Origin of the sequence: Streptomyces oryzae (assembly GCF_017676365.1) — a bacterium.
Lineage (GTDB): Bacteria > Actinomycetota > Actinomycetes > Streptomycetales > Streptomycetaceae > Streptomyces > Streptomyces oryzae.
This window is the reverse complement of record NZ_JADKMA010000031.1, coordinates 21,553-48,170: the sequence shown is the minus strand read 5'-3', so window position 1 is coordinate 48,170 and position 26,618 is coordinate 21,553. Positions and strand designations below refer to the sequence as shown.

Sequence of the window (26,618 nt, the reverse complement as noted above, 5' to 3'; positions counted from 1 at the left end):
CTCAGTGACAGTCTCTTTCGGCGTGCCGTCGAACGCTCCACCGGCACCGCTCCGCCCGCGGCGGAGGCAGTCGGTGCTGCGCCCACCTGGGACACCGGACGGGTCCTCGAGGAGGCGGAGCAGTTCATCGACCTGTTCTACGGGGAGGGCGAGGGGCGGGACGGCTCGGCAGCACAGCGGATGGCCGAGATCCGCGCCGAGGTGGCCGACACCGGCACCTACACCCACACCGCGGCGGAGCTGACCTTCGGCGCGCGGGTGGCCTGGCGCAACAGCAACCGCTGCATCGGCAGGCTGTACTGGCGCAGCCTGCGGGTGCGGGACAGGCGCTCCACCCGGGATGCCGCTGACATCGCAGCCGAGTCGGTCAAGCACCTGACCGAGGCGGGCGGCGGCGGGCGGATCCGGCCCACCATCACGGTGTTCGCACCGGACCGGCCCGGGGCCCCTGGCCCCCGCTTCCACAACGAACAGCTCATCCGCTACGCGGGCTACACCCGCCCGGACGGCAGTGTCCTCGGCGATCCGCTGAACACCGGGATCACCGAGCTGGCGCTGCGGCACGGGTGGCGGGGCGGGCCCGGGACCCGGTTCGATGTGCTGCCGCTGGTGATCGAGACCCAACGGGACGGGATCGAGCTGTTCGAGCTGCCGCCTGAGGCGGTGCTGGAGGTCGAGCTGTCCCACCCCCGCTATCCCTGGTTCGCCGGGCTGGGGCTGCGCTGGCACGCGGTGCCGGTGATCTCGGCCATGGACCTGGAGATCGGCGGTGTCCGCTACCCGGCGGCGCCGTTCAACGGCTGGTACATGGGCACCGAGATCGGCGCACGGAACTTCGGTGACACCGAGCGCTACGACATGCTGCCGGTGGTCGCCTCGAAGATGGCGCTGGACACCAGCTCCGACGCCTCGCTGTGGCGGGACCGGGCGCTGGTCGAGCTGAACGTGGCCGTGCTGCACTCCTTCGCCAGGGCCGGGGTCAAGATCACCGACCACCACACCGAGGCCAAGCGGTTCCTCACCCACGTCGAGCGCGAGGAAGAGGCCGGCCGCAGCTGCCCCACCGACTGGTCGTGGATCGTGCCGCCGATCTCCGGCTCGGCCACCCTCGTCTTCCACCGCTACTACGACGAAGGGGACCTGCGCCCCAACTATCTGCGCAGGGAGTGCCCCGTCACGGGACAGCAGCACCCCGCGGCGCACCCCGCCGAGGACCACCCCGCGCCAGACGGTCCACAGCCCCCAGGAGGTATCACCGGATGACGCGGGAAACCGGACCCGCCGACCCCATCGCGGTCGTCGGGATGGGATGTCGTGTGCCCGGAGCCGCCGGGCCGGACCAGCTGTGGGCCAATCTGACCGCGGGGACCGACAGCGTGGCCGCGCCGTCGGCGAGCCGGCGCACCGCCGCCGTACCGACCGGTCCCGGGCTGCCCGAGCAGGGCGGATTCCTGGACTCGGTGGACGAGTTCGACGCGGACTTCTTCGGCATCCCGGCCCGCGAGGCGGTGGCCATGGACCCGCAGCAGCGGCTGGCCCTGGAGCTGGCCTGGGAGGCGATGGAGGACGCCGGCATCGTCCCCGGCGAACTGCGCCGGCAGCCGGTCGGCGTGTTCGTCGGATCCCTCTCGGACGACTACGCCCTGCTGGTCTCCCGCGGCGGAGCCCGGGAGCTGTCCCACCACGCGATGACCGGACTCCAGCGCAGCGTGATCGCCAACCGGGTCTCGCACCACCTCGGCGTGCGCGGCCCCAGCCTGCTGGTCGACACGGGACAGTCCTCCTCGCTGGTCTCGGTCCACCTGGCGTGCGCGAGCCTGCGCGCAGGCGAGTGCGAGCTGGCACTGGCCGGCGGGGTGAACCTGGCACTGGCGCCGGACACCCAACTGGCCGCGGCCCGGATGGGAGTGCTCTCGCGGCGCGGCCGGTGCCGGGTCTTCGACCGGGACGCCGACGGGTTCGTACGGGGCGAAGGCGGCGCTCTGGTCGTGCTCAAGCCACTCGCCGCGGCGCTCGCCGACGGCGACCGGGTGTACTGCGTGATCCGGGCCGGCGCGGTCAACCACGACGGCGCGGGCGAGGAGATGGCAGCGCCCGACCGGCGGGCCCAGGTGGAACTCATCAGGTCGGCTCACCGGGCCGCCGGAGTGCGGCCGGCCGAGGTGCAGTACGTGGAACTCCACGGCACCGGCACCCCCGCGGGCGACGAGGCCGAAGCACACGCACTCGGCGAGGTGTTCGCCGGCCGCGCGGCAGGCCCGCTGCCGGTGGGCTCGGTGAAGACCAACATCGGCCACTTGGAGGGCGCCGCCGGGGTGGCGGGGCTGGTCAAGACCGTACTGGCGCTGCACCACCGGAAGCTGCCCGGCAGCCTGCACTTCACCGCACCCCCGGACCGGCTGCCGCTGGAGAGCCTGGGCCTCTCGGTCCTGACCCGCACCTCCGCGTGGCCGGACCCGGACGCGCCGCCGGTCGCGGGCGTCAGCTCGTTCGGCATGGGCGGCACCAACTGCCATGTCGTCCTCACCGGGCACGGGAGCCACGAGCCGGCGCCGGGTGCGGACAGCGCGGCGCCGCTGCCGTACGCGCTCTCGGCGAGGACCCCAGAAGCGCTCGCCCGGGCCGCCCGCGAGCTGCGCACGTACGTGGCGGAACGGCCCGGACTCCGCTGCCTCGACGTGGCCTTCACGCTCGCCACCGCGCGCACCGCGCACCCCTGCCGTGCGGTCCTCTTCGCCCGCGACCGGGCCGGACTGCTCAGCCGCCTGGACGAGCTGTCCGACGCTGCCGGGGCGGTGCGGACCGAGGCAGCGGACTCCGCTGTTCCCGCGCAGGTCCGGCAGTCGGCCGACCGCTTCCTGGCCGGTGAACAGGTGGACTGGGCCGAGGTGTTCGCGGGGCACACGCCGCGGCGGGTGCCGCTGCCCACCTACCCTTTCCAGCGCCGCCGGTACTGGCCCGCCGAGCTGGAGACCACGGCGCCGGGGACCACGGAACCGGAGACCACGGCGCCGGAGAGCGGGCCGGTCGCCGCCCCCGCCGCCGGGGAAGCAGCGTCGCTGGGCACGGTGCTCGACCTGGCCGCCAGGGTGCTGGGGGAGACCGTGGCGCCCGATGTGCCGTTCCGCGACCAGGGCTTCGACTCGATGATGGGCCTGGAGCTGCGGGATCTCGTCGAGGAGCAGATCGGCGCCGACCTGCCGGTCTCCCTGCTCTACGACCACCCCACCCCCACCGCCCTCGCCGAGCACCTCGCGGAGACGGCGCGCGCGGAGCCCGAGCCCGCCGCCGTCCCGGCAGCAGCTCCCGACGAGGCCGACGACCCCGTCGTGATCGTCGGCATGGGGTGCAGATTCCCCGGCGGGGTGCGGACACCGGACGACCTGTGGCAGCTCATGGCCGACCGCCGCGACGCCATCACCCCGCCGCCCGCCGAGCGCGGCTGGGAGCGGATGGGGGTGACCGGTCTGCGCCCCGGCGGGTTCCTGGAAGAGATCGACCGCTTCGACGCGGAGTTCTTCGGCATCTCCCCCCGGGAGGCCGCCGCCATGGACCCGCAGCAGCGGCTGTTCCTCGAAGTGGCATGGGAGGCCATCGAGCGGGCCGGGATCGTGCCCGGAACGCTGCGCTCCACCCGGACCGCGGTCTTCGCGGGCGCCACAGCACAGGACTACGGCGCCCGGCTGCACGAACAGGCCGACGCGGCCGGGGGCTTCCTGCTCACCGGCGGCACCCCCAGTGTCCTGTCCGGCAGGCTCGCGTACGTACTCGGCCTCGGCGGCCCCGCGATCACCGTCGACACGGCCTGCTCCTCCTCGCTGGCCGCCGTGCACCTGGCCTGCCGGTCGCTGCGCAGCGGGGAGAGCTCGCTGGCCCTCGCCGGCGGGGTCACCGTGATGCCGCTGCCGGGGATGTTCACCGAGTTCGCGCGGCAGGGCGGGCTGTCGGCCGACGGGCGCTGCCGGGCCTTCGCGGCGGACGCCGACGGCACCGGCTGGGCCGAGGGTGCGGGCGCCGTGGTGCTGGAGCGGCTCTCCGACGCGCGGCGCAACGGGCACCCGGTGCTGGCGGTGGTGCGCGGCTCGGCGCTCAACTCCGACGGCGCGAGCAACGGGCTGACCGCGCCCAGCGGTCTGGCCCAGCGGCAGGTGATAGCCGAGGCGCTCGCCGACGCGGGCGTCGGCCCGCACGACGTGGACGCTGTCGAGGCGCACGGCACGGGCACCGCGCTGGGCGACCCCATCGAGGCGACCGCGCTGCTGGCCGCCTACGGCGCGGGACGGCCCGCCAGTCGGCCGCTGCTGCTCGGCTCGGTCAAGTCCAACATCGGCCACACCCAGGCAGCCGCCGGACTTGCCGGGCTGATCAAAATGGTGCTGGCGCTGCGGCACGGTGAACTCCCCGCCACCCTGCACGCCGAGCGGCCCTCCCCGCACATCGACTGGGCCGCCGGCGGGCTGGAGCTGCTGACACAGGCGGTGCCGTGGCCGCGGACCGATCGCCCGCGCCGGGCCGCCGTCTCCTCCTTCGGGATCAGCGGCACCAACGGGCACGTCGTCCTCGAACAGCCGCCGCAGACGGACGGGCAGTTGGCCGACGAGCAGCAGGCCGACAGGCAGTCGGCCGGCGCGCCGGAGCCGGGTGCCGGGCTGCCTGGAGCCGAGTCGTCGGGGTCCGAGCTGCTGGGTGCCGAGTCGCCGGGGGCCGAGGCCCCGGTGGTGCTCGCCCTCTCCGCCCGCACCGAGCCGGCGCTGCGCGACCAGGCCGCCCGGCTGCACGCCCAGTTGACCGCCGGCACCGACTGGAACCCGGCCGACGTGGCGCACTCGCTGCTGACCACCCGCACTCGTTTCCCGCGCCGCGCCGCCGTCACCGGCACCGCTCGCGAGCAGCTGCTGCGCGGGCTGGCGGCTCTCGCGGAAGGTGGCCTGGACCCTTCCGTGGTGCTGGGCAGCGCACTGGAGGAGCACCGTCCGGTCTTCGTGTTCGGCGGCCAGGGGGCGCAGTGGGCCGGTATGGGCCGCGAACTGCTCGACTCCGCACCCGCGTTCGCCGAGTCGGTCGCCCGGTGCGAGCGCGCGCTCGCCGCCCACGTGGACTGGAGCCTGACCGGAGTGCTGCGCGGCGACCCCGGGCAGCCGGGGCTCGACCGGGTCGACGTGGTGCAGCCGGTGCTGTTCGCCACCATGGTCGCGCTGGCCGAACTGTGGCGGGCCCACGGCGTGGAGCCGGCCGCCGTGGTCGGGAACAGCCAGGGCGAGATCGCCGCCGCCTGCGTCGCCGGGGCGCTGAGCCTGGACGACGCCGCGCTGGTCGTCGCCCGCCGCTCGCGGGCCCTGGTGGCACTGGCCGGGCGCGGTGCGATGGCCTCCGTCGCGCTGCCCACGGACCAGGTGCTCCCGCTGCTGTCCGAGTGGGGGGAGAAGGTGTCGGTCGCCGTACGTAACGGCCCCAACGCCACCACCGTTTCCGGTGAACCCGAGGCGGTCGCCGCGCTCGTGGAGCGGTGCGTCGCGGACGGGGTACGCGCCAAGGTCATCGCGGTCGACTACGCGTCACACTCCGCGCACGTCGCCGAGCTGCGGGAACAGCTGCTCGCCGAACTCGCCGGTGTCACCCCCCGGGTGCCCGCCGTGCCGCTGATGTCCACGGTGGACGCCGGCTTCGTTGCGGACGCCGGTCTCGACGCCGACTACTGGTACCGCAACCTCCGCCAGATGGTGCGCTTCGACGAGGCGGTCGGCGCGCTCCTCGCCGCAGGGCACCACACCTTCATCGAACTGAGCCCCCACCCGGTGGCACTGTCCGGCATCGCCGAGTGCGCGGACGAGGCAGCCACTCCCGTCACTCTCGTGGAGTCGCTGACCCGCGACGAAGGCGGCCTCGAGCGGTTCCTGCGCTCCCTGGCGAAAGCGGACGCGCACGGGCTTCCGGTGGACTGGTCCACGTCCGTACGCGGCAGCGCGGTCCCGCTGCCCACCTACCCCTTCCAGCGGGAGTCGCACTGGCTGACAGCCCCCGCGGGCGCCGGTGACCTCGCGGCAGTGGGACTGGAGGCGGCCGCGCACCCGTTGCTGGGCGCCACCGTCGAGATCGCCGAGGGGGGCGGGGCCGTACTGACCGGAAGCCTCTCCCTCGACGGCACGCCCTGGCTGGCCGACCACGCCGTGCTCGACACCGTCGTGCTGCCCGGAACGGCGTGCCTCGAACTGGTGCTGTGCGCCGCCCGCAGGACCGGCTGCCCCGGAGTCGCCGAACTGGTGCTGGACGCCCCCGTCGTGCTGCCCGCGCAGGGCGCGCTGCGCATCCAGCTGGTGGTGGCCGAACCGGACGAGAGGGGCCGCCGTACGGTGACGGTGCACAGCCGCGCCGACGAGGACGGCGCGGTGTGGACGCGGCACGCCACGGCGCTGGTGGAACCCGGCGCGGCCGGCGAGCCGTCCCGCACGGGCGCATGGCCGCCTCCCGAGGCGACCGCCGTACCGGTGGCCGGGCACTACGAGCGGCTGCGGTCGGTCGGCCTGGAGTACGGGCCCGTCTTCCGCGGTCTGCGCTCGGCCTGGACCGACGGCGAGGACCTGTGGCTGGAGGTCGCGCTGCCGGACGGCTCCGACGGCTCCGACGGCTCGCCGCAGGGATTCGGCCTGCACCCCGCGCTGCTGGATGCCGCGCTGCACGGGATCTGGCTGCGCGAAGCCGACGACGGGACCTGCAAACTCCCCTTCTCCTGGGCCGGGGTGCGGCTCTTCGACAACGCCGCGACCGCCCTGCGGGTACGGCTGGCACCCGCGGACGAGGACGGCGCCGTGGCGCTTTCGGCATGGGACGAGGACGGGGCGCCGGTCCTCACCGTCGACCACCTCGCGCTGCGCCCGGTCGCACCCGAGCTGCTCACCGGCTCCGCCGGGCTGTTCGCACCGGACTGGACCGAGGTCGCCGAAGCGGGTGACCGGCCCACCGGCACCGAGCCGCCCACCCCCCTCGTGCTCGGTGCCGAACTGCCCGCAGAGGTCCCCTCCGTGGCCGTACTCGGCTGCCCGGCCGGGCAGGAACCCGCGGCGGCGGCCACGCGCGTACTCGACGTGGTACGCGCCTGGGTACGCGAGGAGCGGTTCTCCGCCTCCCGTCTCGCGGTGGTGACCACGGGCGGCGACGGGGAGCTGTCCGACCCCGGGCACGCGGCCGTGTGGGGCCTGGTGCGGTCGGCGCAGACCGAGAACCCCGGACGGTTCCTGCTCCTGGACGCCGACGGGGCCGACCCGGACCCGGCGCGGGTCACCGCGGCGGTCGCCACCGGCGAGGACCAACTGCGCGAGCGGAACGGCACGTTCTCCACCCCCGCGCTGCGCCGTTCGGCGGGGCAGGAGCCGGGCGCCGGCAGCCCGCTCGGCGGCACCGTGCTGATCACCGGCGGCACCGGCGGACTCGGCGCGCTCGTCGCCCGCCGCCTGGTGACCACGCACGGCGTCCGCCGCCTGCTGCTGCTCAGCAGGCGCGGCCCCGGGGCCCCAGGCGCCGCCGCGCTGGTCGCCGAGCTGACCGCCCTCGGTGCCGAGGCCGAGGCGGTGGCCTGCGACGCGGCCGACCGTACGGCCCTGGCAAGGGTGCTTCGCACCATCCCCGAGGAGCATCCGCTGACCGGGGTGGTGCACGCCGCCGGGGTGCTCGACGACGGGCTGGTGTCCACCATGGACGCCGCGGCGCTCGACCGCGTGATGCGGCCCAAGGCGGCAGCGGCACTGGCACTGCACGAACTGACGGCGAAGATCCCGACGGTCGCCGTCTTCGTGCTGTTCTCCTCGGTCGCCGGGCTGCTCGGCACCGCGGGACAGGCCAACTACGCGGCGGCCAACGGAGTCCTCGACGCGCTGGCCCGCACGCGGCAAGCGCAGGGACTGCCCGCCACCTCGATCGCCTGGGGGCTGTGGTCCCAGCGCAGCGGGATGACCGGCCAGCTGGACGAGACCGCGATCCGCAGGCTCGCCGCCGCGGGCATCGGGGAGCTGGACACCGACACCGGGCTGCGGCTGTTCGACGCGGCGCTGCGCGCCCAGGCACCGCTGGTCGTGGCGGCCCGGCTGCACGGCACCGGCGGCTCCGGCATGCTGCGCGGGATCGCGCCCGCGCGTCCGCGCCCGGCGGTACGGCAGGCCCCGGCGCGCTCGGTGACCGACGAACTGTCGGGCCTGCCCGTCGCCCAGCAGCGCGAGCGGATGGTCGCCCTCGTCAGCGAGCACACCGCGGCCGCGCTGGGACACAGCACGCCCGAAGCGGTCGATGCGACCGCCTCGTTCAAGGCGCTCGGCTGCGACTCCCTCATCGCCGTCGAGGTGCGCAACCGGCTGGCGGCGCTGACCGGGCTGCGGCTGCCCGCGACCGTCGTCTTCAGCCACCCCACCCCCGCGCAGCTCGCCGACCGGCTGCTCGACCAGCTGGGGCTGACCGGCCAGGCACAGCCGGCCGGGGGCGACGAGCCGGCCGCGACCCCCGACGCCCCGGCCGCGACCCCCGACGACTCCGGCGGGGCGCAGCAGCCGCCGCGCATGCCGCAGGAGCCGCAGCGCACCGGCGCCGAGGAGATCGCACACATCCTGACCGAAGCGGACGTCACCGAGCTGTTCGAGTTGATCGACTCCGACCCCGACCCCGGCATCGACACCGGCCGACCCGACGGCTCCGATGCGGCGGTCTTCCTCAAAGGGGGCTCCGATGGCCGATGAGAACGAGCTCGTCGCCTACCTGCGCCGGGCGACGGCCAAGCTGCAGCAGACCCGGCAGCGGCTGCACGCCGTCACCGAGGCCGCACACGAGCCCATCGCGATCGTCTCCATGGGCTGCCGGTACCCCGGCGGGGTGCGCAGCCCCGAAGACCTGTGGCGGCTGGTGACCGAGGAGACCGACGCCGTCGGCGGGCTCCCCGAGGACCGCGGCTGGGACATCGCGGCCCTCGTCGATCCCGAGCCGGGAGTACCGGGCCGCACCTACGCGAGCGCCGGCGGCTTCCTCGACGACCCCTTCGGGTTCGACCCGGTGTTCTTCGGTATCAGCCCGCGCGAGGCGGCGGCCATGCACCCGCAGCAGCGGCTGCTGCTGGAGATCTCCTGGGAGCTGCTGGAGCGCGCGGGCATCGACCCCGACTCGCTGCGCTCCAGCGCCACCGCCGTCTTCGTCGGCGCGATGGGCGACCAGTACGGGCCGCGGCTGGGGGAGGCGGACCAGGAGTCGGCCGGCTATCTGCTGACGGGCACCGAACTCAGCGTCGCCTCCGGCCGGCTGGCGTTCCGGTACGGACTGCACGGTCAGGCCGTCACCGTGGACACCGCCTGCTCGTCCTCGCTGGTGGCCGTGCACCAGGCGGTGCGGGCGCTGCGGCTGCGGGAGTGCGATCTGGCCATGGCGGGTGGCGCGACGGTGATGACCTCGCCCGGGGTGTTCGTCGAGTTCGCCCAGCAGCGCGGGCTGTCCAGGGACGGCCGGTGCAAGTCATACGCCGCAGCGGCGGACGGCACCGGCTGGGCCGAGGGCGCAGGGCTGCTGCTGCTCGAACGGCTCTCCGACGCCCGGCGGAACGGGCACCAGGTGCTGGCCCTGGTGCGGGGTGGCGCCGTCAACTCCGACGGCGCCAGCAACGGGCTCACCGCGCCGAGCGGCCCCGCACAGCAGCGGCTCATCGCCGACGCGCTCGCCGACGCGCGGCTCGCCCCCGCCGACGTCGACCTGGTCGAGGGGCACGGCACCGGCACCACCCTCGGCGACCCGATCGAGGTGGAGGCGCTGCGCGCGGGCTACGCCGAGCGCCCCGCCGGCCGGCCGCTGTGGCTGGGCTCGCTGAAGTCGAACATCGGCCACGCGCAGGCCGCGGCCGGTGTGGCCGGCGTGATCAAGACGGTCATGGCGCTGCGGCACGGGGTACTGCCGCGCACCTTGCACGTCGACCGCCCCACCGACGAGGTCGACTGGGCGGACGGCCCGGTACGGCTGCTCACCGAGGCACAGCCCTGGCCCGACCGCGACGCACCCCGCCGCGCCGCCGTCTCGGCGTTCGGCATCAGCGGCACCAATGCGCACGTGATCCTCGAACAGGCCGATGGCCAGGGGCAGTCGGGTGAGCTCGGGCAGGCCGACAGCGGTGAACAGTCCGGTGAGCTCGGGCAGGCCGGTGAGGGTGCGTCGGTGGGCGTGAGGGCTGCCGACGGGTTGCCGGTTGTGCTGTCGGCCGCGACTCCGTCCGCGCTGCGGCGTGTGGCCGGGGATCTCGCCGGGCACCTGCGCGACCACCCGGAGACGGGCCTGGCTGATGTGGCCTACACGCTGGCCGTCGGCCGGGCCGCGCTCCGCCACCGGCGGGCGATTCTCGCCGCCGACCGCGACGATCTGCTGCGGCGGCTGTCCGAACCCGCGGAACCCGGCGCCGGGGCAGCGGTGGTGTTCGCGTTCGACGCGGGCGTCCCCGAGGCCGAGGCCGCGGCCCGGTTGGCGGAACTGCTGGAGACCGAGCCCGCCGCCGCTGCTTTCGCGGCCGAGTGCGGCGATGCCGCGCCCGCCTTCACCCTGCTGTACACGCTGGCCCGGCTGCGGCTGAGCTGGGGGCTTGCCCCACAGGCCGCGTACGCGTGCCGCAGGTCGGCCGGGATCGCCTACGCGGTCGCCGGAGCGTGCGACCTGGCGACGGCCCGCCGGGTGTGGGACGGCCCGAAGACGCCGGTCGAGCCCGCCGGTTCCGCTTTCCCCGTCCATCCGCTGTCCGAACTGCCCGGTGACGCGGTGGCGTTGGCCGACGAGTCCCCGGCCGAGTCGCTGTGCCGGGCCTGGGAGGCGGGAGCCACCCCCGACTGGAACGCCGTGTACGCGCAGCGGCCGGCGCGGCGCGTCGTCCTGCCGACGTACCCGTTCGAGACCGCGATGTACCGGCTGGCCGCCACCGGGCGGCACTCGGCGTCGGCGCCGCCCAGGACGGCGGCCGAGGCGGACGCCGGGGTGCCGGGCGCGGTGGCGGTGCACGCCCGCGAGGTGGCCGTCACCGGGACCGAACCGTTCCTCGCCGAGCACCTGGTCCGGGGCGTTCCGGCCCTCTCGGCCGCCGCGGGGAGCCTGCTGGGGCTGTCGGCCCTGCGGGCGCTGGACCCCGGCGTCACCGGGCTGCGGCGGGTCACCTTCGACCGGCTGTGCGAGGTGCCGGGTCAGCGGACGCTGTCGGTGACCGCGAAGGCGGCCGACGGGGGCCGGTTCGAGATCACCGCCGACGGCGTCACCTACAGCGCGGGCAGCGCGCTCACCGGCCCGGCCGGCACCCCCGAAGCCGCTTCCGCCAAGGAGCCGGTCCGTGTCGCCGGGGGAACGGTGGTCGGGCACGCCGACTGCTACGACCTGCTGCGCGCGGGCGGCCTGGACCACGGCCCCGGCCTGCGCGGTCTGCGCCGGGTCACCGTCGGGGACGGCGCGGCCGTCGCGGAACTCACGGCACCGACCGGCGGTACCGCGTTCGAACGTGAGGCGGCGCTCCTCGACCTGGCGCTCCAGGCCGCAGCCGTGTCCGTCCTGCACACGGCCGAGCCGGGCACCCTGCTGCTGCCGGTCGCGGTGGACACTCTCGTACTCGACGGCGCCGCCGACACCGCCACCACGGCCCACGTACGGACCTCCGCCGCACCGGGCGGCGTCACCGCCGACATCCAGCTCCTCGACCAGCACGGAAAGACCCTGGTCCGCCTCGACGGTGCGGTGCTGCGCACGGTGGGCGACACCGAGGCGGCAGCCGACCGCGGTGCAGCGCTGGTCGCCCGGCACTGGGAGCCCGGCCCGGACCTCGCCGCGCCCGGACCACTGAGCGGCACCTGCCTCGTCTTCGGCGACTCCCCGGTCCTCGGCGATTCCGCGGCGGGTTCCGCGCACGCCGGGGTGGGCGAACAGGTCGTGACGGTCGCCGCCGGTGCGGACTTCCGCCGGGTGGACCGGCTGCGCTACGAGATCGCACCCGGCCGCGCCGAGCACTACTCCCGGCTGCTGGATGCCCTCGCCCGGGACGGCCTCCGCCCGGACCGGGTGCTCCACACATGGGCGCGGGGCGCGGACCCGGACACGGTTGCGGAGGGCGACGTGGACCGCGGGGTCCGCTCGCTGGTGCATCTGTGCAGGGCGTTGCCGGCCATCGCACCGTCGGCGCCGGTGCGGATCGTGATGGCGCACGACGGTGCGCCGTCCGCGCTCGGGCTCGACGGGGCAGCCCGCACCCTGAACGCGGAGGACCCGCGGCTGCGGATCAGCGTGGTCGAGGGCCCGGACGAGGTGCTGCCCGCCGAGTTCGCCGCGACCGACCCGGTGGTGCGCCACCGCGACGGAGTGCGCCGGCTGCGCCGGTACCGTCGGGCCGCGGCCGGCGGAGCGCGCTGGGCGCCCCGCGACGGCGGGGTGTACCTCGTCACCGGCGGCGCCGGCGGTGTCGGTCTGAGCATCGCCGCGAGCCTCGCCGACCGGGCTCGCGTCCACCTGGTGCTGACCGGCCGCTCCGCCGAGCCGCGGCCCCGGGCACGCGCCGCCATCGACGAACTGGCGGGCAGCGCACTGTCGGTGACCTACCACCAGACCGACGTCACCGACCAGGCGCAGGTCGAGGCCCTGGTGGCGCGGGTGCGGGCCGAGCACGGCGGCGTCAACGGAGTGGTGCACGCCGCCGGCGTACTGCGGGACGCGCTGCTGGCCGACATCACCGACGCGGATCTCGATGCCGTACTGGCGCCCAAGGTGCGCGGTGCCGAGGTGCTGCACGCGGCCACCCTGGACGAACCGCTGGAGTTCTTCGCGCTGTTCACCTCCGTCGCCGGGGTCGTCGGCAATCCCGGCCAGACCGGCTACGCCTACGCCAACGCCGTACTGGACGCCATGGCGGAGCGGCGTGCCGCCTCCGGCGCGCCCGGCCACAGCGTGGCGCTGGCCTGGCCGCGCTGGCGGGACGGCGGTATGCGGCAGCAGGACAGGTCGGCGGCGGCCCTGCTGTCGCGCTACGGCCTCGGTGAGCTTTCCACCCGGGACGGCGCCGCGGCGTTCGCCGCCGCGCTGGAGCACCGTCCGGGCGCGCTGCTGGTCGTGCCGGGCGACCCGGGGACGACTCTCACCGCGCTGGACACCTTCTCCCTGGCGCCCGCCGCGACACAGCAGCAGCACCCCGGCGATGGCGCCGACGCAGCACCCGGCGACGGCGGCGCGGAGGACGACGCGGCGGCGCGCGCCCGGTCGCTGCTGCGCACCCTCGTCGCCGAGCAGACGCGGCTGGCGCCCGAGCAGGTCGAGGACACCGTGCCGCTCGAACGCTACGGGCTGGACTCGCTGATGGTCACCCAGCTCTCCGCCGAGCTGGAGATCCGGTTCGCCGCCGGGTTCGACAAGACCCTGTTCTACGAGTTCTCCACCATCGCCGCCCTCGCCGACCATCTGGCCGCCGAGTACGGAGACACCCTCACCCGGCAGCCCCGCCGGGCCCTGCCGGCGGCCGCCGAGCCCGCGAGGGCCGAGGTGTCGGCGCCGGCCGAGCAGTTCACGACTGCCGGGACCTCCGCGTCGGGCCGACCGTCCACGGCTGCCGGGCCTCCCGCCCGGCCGGAGGCGGGGCCGATCGCGATCATCGGGCTCAGCGGTCGCTATCCGATGGCAGACGACCTGGACACGTTCTGGGACAACCTGGTCTCCGGCCGCGACTGCGTCACCGGGATTCCGCCCCACCGCTGGGACCCGGACCGTGACTTCCACCCCGGGCGGGGCAAGCCGGGCACCAGCTACTCGCGCTGGGGTGCCTTCCTGGAGGGCGCCGACCGGTTCGACCCGCTCTTCTTCGGGATCTCCCCGCGCGAGGCCGAGCTGATGGACCCGCAGGAGCGGCTGTTCCTGCAGACCGCCTGGCACGCGGTGGAGGAGGCGGGGTACCGGGCCACGGACCTGGCCCGCCGCCCGGTCGGGGTGTTCGCCGGTGTGATGCACAGCCACTACCAGCTCTACGGCGTGGACGCGATTCGTGCGGGCAAGCCGGTACCGGGCTCGTCGCATGCGACCGTCGCCAACCGGGTGTCGTACACGCTCGATCTGCGCGGCCCCAGCGTCGCGGTCGACACCATGTGCTCCTCCTCGCTGCAGGCGCTCCACCTGGCCTGTACGTCGCTGCGCTCGGGCGAGTCCGAGCTGGCCCTGGCGGGCGGGGTCAACCTGTCCCCGCACCCGTACAAGTACGTCTTCCTCAGCCAGGGCAGGTTCCTCTCCAGCGACGGCCGCTGCCGGTCCTTCGGCGCGGGCGGTGACGGCTACGTGCCCGGCGAGGGCGTCGGTGCCGTGCTGCTCAAGCCGCTGGAGCGGGCCCTGGCCGACGGCGACCACATCCACGGCGTGATCACCGGACACGCCGCTGCCCACGGTGGCCGCACCAACGGCTACACCGTGCCCAGCCCGGAGGCCCAGCACCGGGTGATCGCGGCGGCGCTGGAGTCGGCGGGCGCCGACCCCGCCTCCGTCGCGTACGTGGAGGCCCACGGCACCGGCACCGGGCTCGGCGATCCGATCGAGATCTCCGGGCTGACGAAGGCGTACGCGGGAGCCGGGCGCATCGCCGTGGGCTCGGTCAAGTCCGGTATCGGGCACCTGGAGTCCGCCGCCGGGATCGCGGGCCTGACCAAGGTGCTGCTCCAGATGCGCCACCGCACGCTGGTGCCCTCGCTGCACGCCGACCCGCCCAACCCGGACATCGACCTGGGGCGCACGCCGTTCGAAGTGCAGCGGGAAGCCGCCGACTGGCCCGCCCCGCAGGCCGGTCCGCGCCGGGCCGGGGTGAGCAGCTTCGGCGCCGGAGGGGTCAACTGCCATCTGGTCGTCGAGGAAGGGCAGCCGGTACCCGTTGCCGCCGTACCGGCCGCCCAGCAGCGCCGCGAGCCCCTGCTGTTCGTCCTCTCCGCGCGCGAGGACGACCGGCTGCGCGCCTACGCGGCCCGGCTGGCCGGGTTCCTGCGCACCGCCCGCGTCGACCTGGCGGATGTCGCCCACACCTTGCGCGTCGGACGCGAACCGATGGAGCACCGGCTGGCCTTCGTCACCGGCGACGGCGCCGAACTGGCCGAAGTCCTCACGGAGTTCGCAGCGGGCCGCACCGTTGCCGGTCTGGTGACGGGTGTGGGTCCTGGCCCCGACGGAGCACGGCCGACCGGGCGGGGGAGCGCGGAGCGCCCGCAGGACGCCGATGCCGACCTCGCCGCGCTGGCACGGGCATGGACCGACGGCGCCGAACTGCCCGCCCCGCGCCCCGGCGGACGCCGGGTATCCCTGCCGCTCTACCCGTTCGCCGAGGAGCGCTACTGGGTGGACGTGCCGCACAGCACCGGCGCGCCGCAGGACACCGACGTGCCGCACAGCACCGGTCTGCCGCGCCACCTGGGCGACGCCGGAACCCCGCCGCAGGGCGCCGACTTCACCGTGCGGCCTGACGACCCGCTGCTGCGCGAGCACGACATCCGCGGCACCCGGCTGCTCCCCGGCAGCGCGTGCCTGGAGATGGTGCGCTCCGCAGCCGAGGCGAGCGGGCGCGGGCCGGTGCGCGGGCTGTCCTCGGTGACCTGGGGGAGCCCGGTCACTGCCGACGGCGGCGCGCGGCGGGTGCGGGTAGCACTCGGTGCCGGCGAGCGGGCGACGTTCGAGCTGACCGGCGAGGACGGAACCGTGCACGTACGCGGCCTGGTGGACTTCGGCGAGCCGCTGCCCGCACCGGCACGGCTCGACCTCGGAGCGGTACGCCGCCGCTGCGCCGGGCGCCGCAGTGGCGCGGACGTACACGCGTGGTACCGCGGCGCCGGGTTCGGCTACGGGCCCGCGTTCGACGTGATCGAGGAAGTCCACAGCGGGCAGCACGAGGCGCTGCTGCGCCTCCGCACCCCGGCAGCCGACACAGCCGGCGCGCCGGGCCTGCCGCACCAACTGCTGGACCCGGCCCGGCTGGACGGCGCGCTGCGGGTGTGCCACTGGGTGGGCGGACCGCCCGCCGGAGAACCCGCGGTCCCGTTCAGCACCGGGGCCGTACGCTTCCGTGGCCCGCTGCCCGGGATCTGCTGGGCGTACGCGGCCGTGCGCCCCGGCACCGACCCCGCGCGGCTCCGCTACGACGTGACGCTGACCGACGAGGACGGCCACGAAGTGCTCCGCGTCGAGGACTTCGCGCTGCGCGTCCTGCACGGTCAGGACGCGGCCGCGCGGCCGGCTCCGGCCTGGTACCGCCCCACCTGGCAGCAGGCGGAACCCCCGGTGCCGCCGACTCCCGCACCCACGCTGCTGCTGTGCACGAGCGATCCCGGCCTGACTCCGCACGGGCCGTGGGCGCGGGTCGTGCGGGTGCCGGAGCCCGCGGGGACGGCCGCCGCCGTGCGCGGTACCGAAGGCGACCTCGACGTGCTGCTGGCCTGGGGCCTGGAGGCCGCAGGGCCCGAACACGGCGTACTGGCAGCGCTGGCCCTGGCGCAGGCCGCCGCCGGACGCCGGGTGCGGTGCCTGGCCGTGGCGCCGGACACCGGGGAGCCCGCGCACGAGGCCGTCGCCGGGTTCGCCCGGTCGGCCGGCCGGCACTTCCCCTCCTTCCATCTGGCCACCTTGCGGGTCGGCCGGGGAGTCGACGTGGCACAGGCAGCCGCCGAGGAACTCGGTGCGGCGCGCGGTACCGAGGTGCTCCGCCGTACGGACGGCCGGTTCGTACGCACCGTCGAGCGGCTCGCCGAGTTGCCCGCAACCCGGCCCGCACCGCTCCGCCGGGGCGGCACCTACCTGATCACCGGCGCCACCGGTGCGCTCGGCCGCTGGCTGTCCTGCGAGCTCGCCCGGCGGTACGCCGCCCGGCTGGTGCTGGTCTCCCGCACCGCCGGCCGGCACACCGATCTGGCCGAGCGGGTACGGACGCTGGGCGGCGAGGCGCTGCTGGTGTCCGCGGACGTCGGTGCGGCGGACGGCGCCCGCCGCGCTGTGGCCGAGGCCAGGGCGGCCTTCGGCCCGCTGGACGGGGTCTTCCACCTCGCCGGCGTCTCCGACGACACCCCGCCGACCGAGATGGAACCGGCCTGCTTCGCCGCCGGAATGGCGGCCAAGGCCGACGGCACGGCACACCTCGACGCAGCGACCGCGTCCGAGCGGCTCGCGCTGTTCGTCGTCTTCTCCTCGCTGGCCTCGCTGCTGGGCGACTTCGGCGGCGCCGGCTACGGCACGGCCAACCGGTTCGCCGACGCCCACGCGCTGCGCCGGGGCGGGGCGCTGACCCTCGGCTGGCCGCTGTGGGCGGTCGGCGGACTCGACGAACGGCTCGACGACGGCCAGTGGACGGCCTACCGGGCGCTGGGCTTCGCACCGTTCGACGCCGACACCGGCTGGACGGCGCTGGAGCAGGCGCTCACCGCGGACGAGCCGTGGCTGATCCCCGCCGTGGGCGACCAGGACAGCATCGCCAGGACGCTGAGCGCACCCGGCGCCACCGCCACGCGGACTGACGCATCTGCGGCCGCCACGCGGACTGACGCGCCCGCCGCCGCCACGCCGACTCCCGCGCCCGGCGCCACCGGGCTGCGGGCCGTCGCGCTCGACGTGCTGCGCAACCAGCTGTCGGCCGTGCTCAAGGTGCCCGCCGAGCGGATCGGCGAGAGCGACACGCTCGACCGGTTCGGCATCGACTCCGTCATGATCATGGAGCTGAACGCGGCCCTGGCCGACTCGCTGGCCGATCTGCCGCAGACGCTCTTCTTCGAACACCGCACCCTCGGCGCGCTCGCCGACTACGTGTGCGAGCACCACGCCGATGAGCTGGCGCGGCTGGCCCCCAGCCCGACGCCCGCTCCGGACCCGGCAACTCCCGCTCCGGCGCGCGCCCCTGCCTCCGTAAAGGCTCCCGCAGAGGCCCCGGCGACGGCACCCGCGGAGGCGCCCGCGAAGCCCGCCGCGAAGCCGAGCGCGCCGTCCGGCGCTGCGCGGCCGCCCGTGGAGGACGACATCGCGATCATCGGCATCAGTGGCCGCTACCCGGGCGCCGACGACCTCGACACGTTCTGGGCAAGGCTGTGCGCGGGAGCAGACGAGATCACCGAAGTACCCGGCGACCGCTGGGACGCCCACGCGCACTACGACCCGGAGGGCCGTGCGCCGGACTCCGTCACCGGCCGGTGGGGCGGCTTCCTGTCCGCCGTGGACACGTTCGACTCGCGGTTCTTCCGGCTCTCCCCGCCGCAGGCCAGGGCGATGGACCCGCAGGAGCGGCTGTTCCTGCAGACCGCCTGGGCGGCGCTGGAGGACGCGGGCTACCCGCCGAGCAGGCTGCCCGCGGCCCGGCACGCCGACTCCGGCCTGGACGTGGGGGTGTTCGCCGGGGTCATGTGGGGCGACTACGCCACGCTGGCCGCCGAGGAGACGTTCCGCGGCAACCCGGTCTCCGTACCGGCCAACCGCGCCTCCGTCGCCAACCAGGTCTCCTACTTCTGCGACTTCCGCGGCCCGAGCCTGACCGTGGACACCGCCTGCTCGTCGTCGCTGGTCGCCGTGCACCTGGCGATGGAGAGCCTGCGCCGCGGCGAGTGCGCCTACGCGCTGGCCGGCGGGGTCAACGTACTGGCCCACCCGCTGAAGTACATGAACCTCAGCCGGATGAACATGCTGGCCGCCGACGGCCGCTGCCGTTCCTTCGGCGCGGGCGGCACCGGCTATGTGCCGGGCGAAGGCGTGGGAGCGGTACTGCTCAAGCCGCTGTCGGCGGCCCGGGCCGACGGGGACCGCATCCACGCGGTCCTCAAGGCGGGCGCGGTCAACCACGGCGGCCACACCAACGGCTACACGGTGCCCAACCCGGCCGCCCAGCAGGCGCTGATCGAGCGGGCGTGGAGCGCAGCCGGGCTGGACGCGGCCGGGATCGGCTACGTCGAGGCGCACGGCACCGGCACCGCGCTCGGCGACCCGATCGAGCACGCCGCGCTGGAGCGCACCGTCTCCGGGAACGGCCTGGCTCCCGGCAGCCGTGCGCTGGGATCGGTCAAGTCCAACATCGGCCATCTGGAGGGCGCCGCGGGCATCGCGGCGCTCACCAAGGTGGTGCTCCAGCTGCGGCACCGCACGCTGGTGCCGTCGCTGCACTCGGCCCGCACCAACCCGAACATCGACTTCACCCGGTCCGTGTTCGCCGTGCAGCAGGACCTGGCGCCCTGGCCTCGGACCGCGCCGGGACAGCCGCGCCGCGCCGGCATCAGCTCGTTCGGGGCCGGCGGCACCAACGCGCACCTCGTCGTCGAGGAGTACCGCGACGACCGGGCCGCGCCAGGTGCCCCGGGGCAGCCGGAGCTGCTGGTGCTGTCCGCGCTCACCGAGGACCGGCTGCGCGTGGCGGCCGGGCGCCTGGCCGACGCGCTGTCAGGGCCCTCGGCGCCCGCGCTCGCCGATGTGGCCCACACCCTGCGCATAGGGCGCGAGCCGATGCGCCACCGGCTCGCGCTGACCGCTCGCAGCACCGCCGAAGCCGCGGCCGTGCTGGGCCGGTTCGCGGCCGGGGAGCGGCCGGACGCCGTGTTCTGTGGTGACGCGAGCGCCGCCCATGTGCTCTCGGATGTGCTGTCCGGCACCGAGTCGGGGGCGGAGTTCGTCCGGGGGCTGCTGCGCGAGGGCCACGCCGAGCGACTGGGCCGGCTGTGGGTCTCGGGCGTGGACCTCGACTGGTCGGTGCTGCCCACCGGCCCGGTGCCGCCGCGGGTGGTGTCGCTGCCGGCCTACCCCTTCGAGCCGGAGCGCCACTGGCTGACCACCACGGCGCGGCCCGTGTCCGCGGGCACGCCGCAGCTCGTCGTCCAGCCCGCAGACCCCGTGGTGGCCGATCACGAGGTGGCGGGGGAGCGGGTGTTGCCCGGAGTCGCGCACCTCGCGCTGGCCGCGGGGGCGCTCGCGACGGGGCTGACCGCGTTCACGGTGAGCGACGTGCGCTGGCTGGCGCCCGTCCTGGTCGGCGACCGGCCGGCGCGGCTGGAGCTGAAGACCGAGCCCGCCGAGCACGGGACCGCCTATGAGCTGCGGGAGGCGGACGGCGTCCGCTCGCGCGGAGTTCTGCACCCCGGGCCGGCCGCCGAGCCCGCGCGGGTCGACCCGGCGGCGCTCGCCGGCCGGTGCGGCACCGAGGTGGACCCGGCCGGGATGTACGCGCGGCTGCGCCGAAGCGGCCTGCGCTACGGCCCGTTCTTCCGGCTCGCCACCGCGCTATGCACCGGCGACGGCGAGGTCTGGGCCCGGCTGCGCGCCGAAGCGGCCACCCCGGCGGGACATGCCGTGCACCCCGGGCTCTTCGACGCGGCCCTGCACGTACTGGCCGCGACCGTGCCCCAGGACGACGCGCCCGTGCTGCCGTTCGCCGCGGACCGGGTGACCGTGCACCGGCCGCTGCCCGCCGAGTGCCAGGTGTACGCGGTCGAGCGCGGAGGCCGCTGCGAGGTGACGGTGTTCGACGACGAGGGCGTCGTACTCCTCACGGTCACCGGGCTGGTGCTGCGCCCCCGCACCACGGAAGAGCCCGACTTCCTCCACGTGCCGTCGTGGACGGTGGCGCCGGCCGTGCCGCACCCGGCGCCGGACGACGGCCCCGTGCTGCTCGTCGCGCGCGCGGCCGACGGCGCGCTCGCGGACCGGATCGCCGCGGCGCACCCCACGGCCGAGGTGGTGCGCATCGCGCCCGGGGAGTCGGCGGCGCGCTTTTGCGAACTGCCCTCGGCGCGGCAGGGACTGGTCTACTTCCTCGGCTCCGTGACCGGCCCTGACGACCAGCGGGACGAGTCGGTGCTGGCGCTCTACGGCCTGCTGGCCGAGCTGCGCGACCGCCGGCTGCTCCCGGGGCCGCTGCGGCTGAAGGTGATCACCGGCGACGCCTGCCCGCTGGGCGAGCGGGACGCGGCCCGCCCCGGCGCCGCCGGGCTGGCCGGGCTGGCGATGACGGTGGACAGCGAGTTCGGGGAGCTGGGCACGGCGCTGCTGGATGTGCGGGGCAGCGAGGCCGTGGCCGAACCGGACCGGGTGGCGGCCTCGATCGTCGCGGAGCCGTGTGCGCCGCGCGTCCGCCAGGTGCTGCTGCGGGCCGGGGTCCGCTACACCCGCAGGCTGCGCAGGGCCCGGCTCACCGCACCCGAGGCACCCGCGTTCCGCGACGGCGGGGTCTATCTGCTCGTCGGCGGGCTCGGCACTATCGGGTTCGACACCGCGCTGCATCTGGCGGGGCGCTACTCCGCCCGCCTGGTGCTGGTCGGCCGCAGCCCGCTCGACGACCGCAGGCGGGCCCAGCTGGAGCGGATCGAGCGCGCCGGCGGGCAGGCGGTGTATCTGGCCGCCGACGTCACCGACCCCGCGCAGGTCACGGCCGCCGTCGCCGAGGCCAAGCGCCGTTTCGGCGCGCTGCACGGCGTGATCGACGCGGCGATGGTGCTGGTCACCACCGGCTTCGGCGAGCTGGACGCCGAAGGCTTCGCCGCCGCGCTCCGCGTCAAGGCGGAGGGAACCCGCGTGCTGTGCACGGCCGTTGCCGACGAGCCGCTGGATCTGCTGCTCTTCTACTCCTCCGGCATCTCCTTCGGCGGCAACCAGGGCCAGGCGGGCTACGCGGCGGGCAGCGTCTACCAGGACGCGTACGCGCTGTCCTTCGCCCGCACCGCCCGCTGTCCGGTGCGGGTGATCAACTGGGGTTTCTGGCACTCCGGCGGCGACCAGGACCGTGAGCGGGCCCTGGAGCGGCTGACCGCTTCCGGCGTCTCGCCGATCGGCGCGGCCGAGGGCATGCGGGCGCTGGAGCGCCTCGCGGGCGGCCCGCTCGCCCAAGTGGTGGCCAGCAAGGCCGAACAGCGCGTCCTGGCGGCCATCGGCGTCGATCCCGAGAGCGGCCTGGAGCAGGCCGGGCATGCCGCGCCGGTGCCGCTGCCGGTTCCGCGTACGGCCGCAGAGCCGGGCCGCGCCGAGCGGGCCGCGGCGCAGCTGCGCGCCAACCGGGCTCTCGACGCGCTCGCCGCGCGGCTGCTGGTCGCGGTGGTACGGGACCTCGGCGTCCGCGTCGAGCCGGGACACCGGGAGGACCGCCAGGCGCTGGCCGGCCGGCTCGGCGTGGTGCCCGAGCACCGCGCCCTGTTCGACGCCGCGCTCGACATGCTGACCGCCGCAGGTCTGCTGCGCGCCACCGGCGATCTGATCGAGGTCACCGAACAGGCGGGCGCCGAGAGCGTCGTCGCCGACTGTGCCGACCCCGACCGGGCCGTCTCCGCGCTGTTGGCCGAGCACCCGGCCGCGCTCCCGGCCGCCGAGCTGCTGGTGCGGTGCCTGCGCGCCCTCCCCGACGTGCTCACCGGCCGCCGGGACGGGGTGGATGTGCTCTTCCCCGACGGGTCCGCCGACCTGGTCTCCCGCTTCTACCAGTCCGACCCCGTCATGGAGCAGTACAACCAGCTGCTCGGCCAGGTGCTCGCCGAGGTGGTGGAGACCATCCCGGGCGGCCGGTCCCGCCGCCCGGTGCGGATTCTCGAGGTGGGTGCGGGCACCGGTGCCACCACCCGCGCCGCGCTGGCCGCGCTGGCACCGTTCGGCGACCGGGTCCACTACACCTACACCGATCTCTCCTCCACCTTCCTGCGGTACGGCCGCCGGGAGTTCGGCGAGCGGTCCGGCACCGACTTCCGGGTCCTGGACATCGAACGCCCGCCCGCCGAGCAGGGCTTCGCCGGCGAGCCCGGCTACGACGTCGTACTGGCGGCCAACGTGCTGCACGCGACCCGGCGGATCGAGACCACCCTCGACCACGTCAAGGACCTGCTGGTGCCCGGCGGGCTGGTCGTCGTCAACGAGGGGATACGCCCCGCCGCGTATCTGACGCTGATCTTCGGCCTGACGCGCGGCTGGTGGCTGGCCGAGGACACCGCGCTGCGGCTGCCAGCCGCGCCGGTTCTCACGGCCCAGCGCTGGCTGGACGCGCTCACCGCCGCCGGGTTCGCGCCGGCCGCCGAACTGGCGCTGCCGGACGAACCCGCGGGCCAGCGTCTGATCCTCGGCAGGGCGGACGGGCTGCGGGTGCGCCGGATACGGCAGCAGCCTCAGCACGCGGTTCCGGCCGAACCGGCCCGGCATGCGGGGCAGTTGCACGCCGCCACCGACGCCGCGCCGGTCGCCGCGCCCGCCGTCAGCTCGCGGGAGGCCACCGAGGCGCACGTCACCGCCGTGTTCGCGCGCGTGCTGGAACTGCCGCCCGACCGGCTCGACCCGGAGGCGACGTTCGGCGACTTCGGGGTGGACTCTCTCGTGGCACTGGAGCTCACCAAGGCACTGGAGACCGACTACGGGCCGCTGCCCGCCACGTTGCTGTTCGAGCAGACGACGATCCGTCAGCTCGCCGACCACCTGCACACCCTCCCGGGCGGCCCGTCGGCGGCCCCGGCACCGGACCCGTCCGCCGTCCGGCCCGCCGGGGGAGGGACCGCCGGGCCCGGAACCGCCACCCCGCAGCCGTCCCCGCAGACCGACCCACAGCCCGTCACCGGGCCCACACCGCAACCTGTCGCCGGGCCCGCACCGCAGCTCCTCCCGCAGGCCGGCGAGCCGGCCGGCGCACCGCGGGCCGCAGCGCCCGCGCCGGTGCGCGGTCCGGTCCGGGCCGCGGTGGACCGGCTGTCCGACGCCGAGGTCGACCGGATGCTCACGCTCCTGGGCGCTCTCGCCACCACGACCGACGAGAAGGGCGATACCGCATGACCGTGCCGTCCGAGCCCGGCCCCGGCTTCGTCTCAGGACAGGCCCCGGCCGACCGCCGCGAACTGCTCGCGCGGATCCTCGCCGACCTCGGCGTCGCTGCCGCGCCCGAGACCGAGATCGCCGTCATCGGCGTCGCGGGCCGCTACCCGCTGGCCGACGACACCGGCCAGTTCTGGCAGAACCTGCGCACCGGGCGGGACTGTGTGCGCGAGGTCCCCGCCGACCGGTGGCCGGCGGCCGAGCACTACGACCCGGCGGGCGGGCCGGGCCGCAGCTACAGCAAGTGGGCCGGGTTCCTCGACGACGTCGACACCTTCGACCCGCTGCTGTTCCGGATCTCGCCCAGCGACGCCGAGGACATGGATCCCCAGGAGCGGCTGTTCCTCCAGACCGCCTGGGCCGCTGTGGAGGACGCCGGCTATCCGCCGCGATCCCTGGGCGAAAGCGGTCCGGTCGGTGTGTTCGCCGGTGTCATGAACAACGACTACGAGTGGATCGGCGGCGTCGCCGAGGCACACGGAGTCTTCACCCACGCACGCTCCAACCACTGGTCGGTGGCCAACCGGGTGTCCTACACGCTGGATCTGCGCGGACCCAGCATGACCGTCGACACGGCGTGCTCGTCCTCGCTGACCGCCATCCACCTCGCCGTACAGAGCCTGCGCAGCGGCGAGTCGGCGCTGGCACTCGCGGGCGGGGTGAACCTGATCCTGCACCCGTCCCACCTGTGGCACCTCTCCGACCGGCAGATGATCTCGCCGGGCCGCGAGAACCGCGCTTTCGGCGCCGGGGCCGACGGATTCGTGGACGGCGAGGGCGTCGGCGCCGTGCTGCTCAAGCCGCTGGCCGCGGCGGTCGCCGACGGGGACCGGGTGCTCGGGGTGATCCGCGGTACGGCGCTGAACGCGGGCGGCCGCACCAGCGGTTACACCGTGCCCAACCCGGACAGCCAGGCGGAGGTGATCGCCGAGGCGCTGCGCCATGCCGGAGTGGACCCGGCCGAGGTCGGCTACCTGGAGGCGCACGGCACCGGCACCCCGCTCGGCGATCCGCTGGAGATCGCCGGGCTGCGCCGGGTCTTCGGCGGGCTGCCGGCGGGCAGCTGCGCGCTCGGATCGGTCAAGTCGACCATCGGGCACCTGGAGTCGGCCGCCGGCATCGCCGCTCTCACCAAAGTGCTGCTCCAGCTGCGGCACGGCACCCTCGCACCGTCGCCGCACGCCGAGCCGCTCAACCCGGAGATCGACCTGCGCGGCACCCCGTTCCACATTCCCCGTGCGGCACAGCCCTGGCCTGCCCGTGCGGTCGACGGGGTCGCACAGCCGCGGGTGGCGGGCATCAGCTCGTTCGGCGGCGGCGGCGCCAACGCGCATCTCGTCGTCGCCGAGTACGTCGAACAGGACGCCGGGGCCCGGGCCGCGCACTCCGCGCGCCCGGACCGCACCCCCCAGCTGGTGGTGGTCTCGGCCCGCACCGACGAGCAGTTGCGGCAGTCCGCAGGACGGCTCGCCGACTTCCTGGACGACGGCGAGCCGCACCCCGTCAACGGCGCGGCCGAGCGTGCCTGCGTGGCCGCGGTGGCCGAGGTGCTCGGCGTCGCGCCCGACGATGTCGACCCGGGCGTCGAGCTGCGCGACCTGGGGCTGAGCCCCGCGGAGTGGCCCCGGCTGCGCCGCCTGCTGGCCGACCGGCTGCCGCTGCCGGCGGTACCGCCCCCCGGCGGTACCGCCGCCACCCTGGCAGCGTACGCCGCACGGAACGCCGCCGACCTGCCGCGTACCGGCGCCGAACTCGCCGACATCGCACACACCTTGCGGGTCGGCCGCTCCCCGATGGAGGCCCGGCTCGCCCTCGTCGTCGCCGACACGGGCGCGCTGTACCGGGCGCTGCGCGCGGTGGCCGACGGCCGGGAACCCGCCTGCCCGCACTGGCTCGGCACGCCGGGCGGCGCCCCTGGCTCGGGCCCCGACGCCGGGCGGGCGGCGGAGCTGGAGCACGCGCTGGCCCACGGCGATCTGCACACGCTCGGCGCCCTGTGGGCCGCCGGCGCCGCCGTTGACTGGTCCCGGCTTCCCGGCCCGCCCGCCGGCTGCCGCGCACCGCGCCGCATCGGACTGCCCGGCTACCCGTTCGCCCGCAAGCGGTTCTGGATCCCGGAGCTTCCGCGCACGGGCGACTCGCGGGCGGCTGACTCGCGCGCGGCCGAGCTGCCGCCGGCAGCCGGACTCCCGGGTACGGCCGACTCGAAGGCGGCCGACTCACGCGCGGCCGAGCTGCCGCACGGAGTCGAACTCCCGCGCGCGGCCGACTCGCGGGCGGCCGAGCTTCCCCAACCCTCCTATTCTCCGCGCGCGGTCGAGGTTCCGCCCGTACCCGGGAGCGGTCGGCCGGAGCGGGAGGTGCCGCCAGCCGCTGCCACCGGGGAACCCGGCGGGGTGGGCCGGTACGCGCCCCGCTGGCAGCCGTCCGGTGCCGTACGTACGGCCGCGCGGCCCGAGGGCACCGTTCTGGTGCTCGCCACCGAGGCGGGACGCGAGCTGGCGGCGGCCCTCTCGGAGCAGGCCGAGGACGTGCGCGTCGTATGGCTCGACCCGCGGCAGGCGGCGGGAGGGGCGGGCGACCGGTTGCCGGCCGAGGTGGACACCGTGATCCACCTCGGCGGCGTACGCGACCGTGCGGGAAGCCCGGATGCGGCCGAACTGACCTGTGGGGCCGCGTCGTTGTTCGACCTGCTGACCCGCGTGCGGGCGCGCACGGTGCGCGTCGTGACCTCGGACGTGCACGCGGTCGGCGGCAGCCCGGGCGACAACCCGGTCGGGGCCGCGCTGCACGGCCTGGCCCAGGTCGCCTCGGCCGAACTCCCGCAGACCCGG

The 26,618-nt window shown here is 75.6% G+C and carries 4 protein-coding genes (1 of these 4 running past the window's edge); all 4 read left to right on the top strand.

The window, feature by feature from the left end; genetic code table 11:
* A partial coding sequence (locus tag ITI46_RS08865; protein ID WP_209238889.1) for a nitric oxide synthase oxygenase occupies window positions 1-1,263 on the top strand: 1,263 nt, incomplete at its 5' end.
* A complete protein-coding gene (locus tag ITI46_RS08860) occupies window positions 1,260-8,720 on the top strand; it encodes a type I polyketide synthase (RefSeq protein ID WP_209238888.1) in 7,461 nt (2,486 codons plus the stop codon). The genes ITI46_RS08865 and ITI46_RS08860, both read left to right, overlap by 4 nt.
* Window positions 8,710-23,745 (top strand): SDR family NAD(P)-dependent oxidoreductase, encoded by a 15,036-nt coding sequence (locus tag ITI46_RS08855; RefSeq protein WP_209238887.1) that lies wholly within the window; start codon window positions 8,710-8,712, stop codon window positions 23,743-23,745. The genes ITI46_RS08860 and ITI46_RS08855 overlap by 11 nt, the downstream gene beginning before the upstream one ends.
* Window positions 23,742-26,618 carry part of the coding region annotated (locus ITI46_RS35445; protein ID WP_209238886.1) for a non-ribosomal peptide synthetase on the top strand (this coding region is incomplete at its 3' end). 21,552 nt of the annotated region lie beyond the right edge of the window, so 2,877 of the 24,429 annotated nt are shown. The genes ITI46_RS08855 and ITI46_RS35445, both read left to right, overlap by 4 nt.

Coding starts and splice junctions, on each gene's coding strand:
- ITI46_RS08860 (WP_209238888.1), top strand. CDS start 1,260: ATGACGCGGGAAACCGGACCCGCCGACCCCATCGCGGTCGTCGGGATG.
- ITI46_RS08855 (WP_209238887.1), top strand. CDS start 8,710: ATGGCCGATGAGAACGAGCTCGTCGCCTACCTGCGCCGGGCGACGGCC.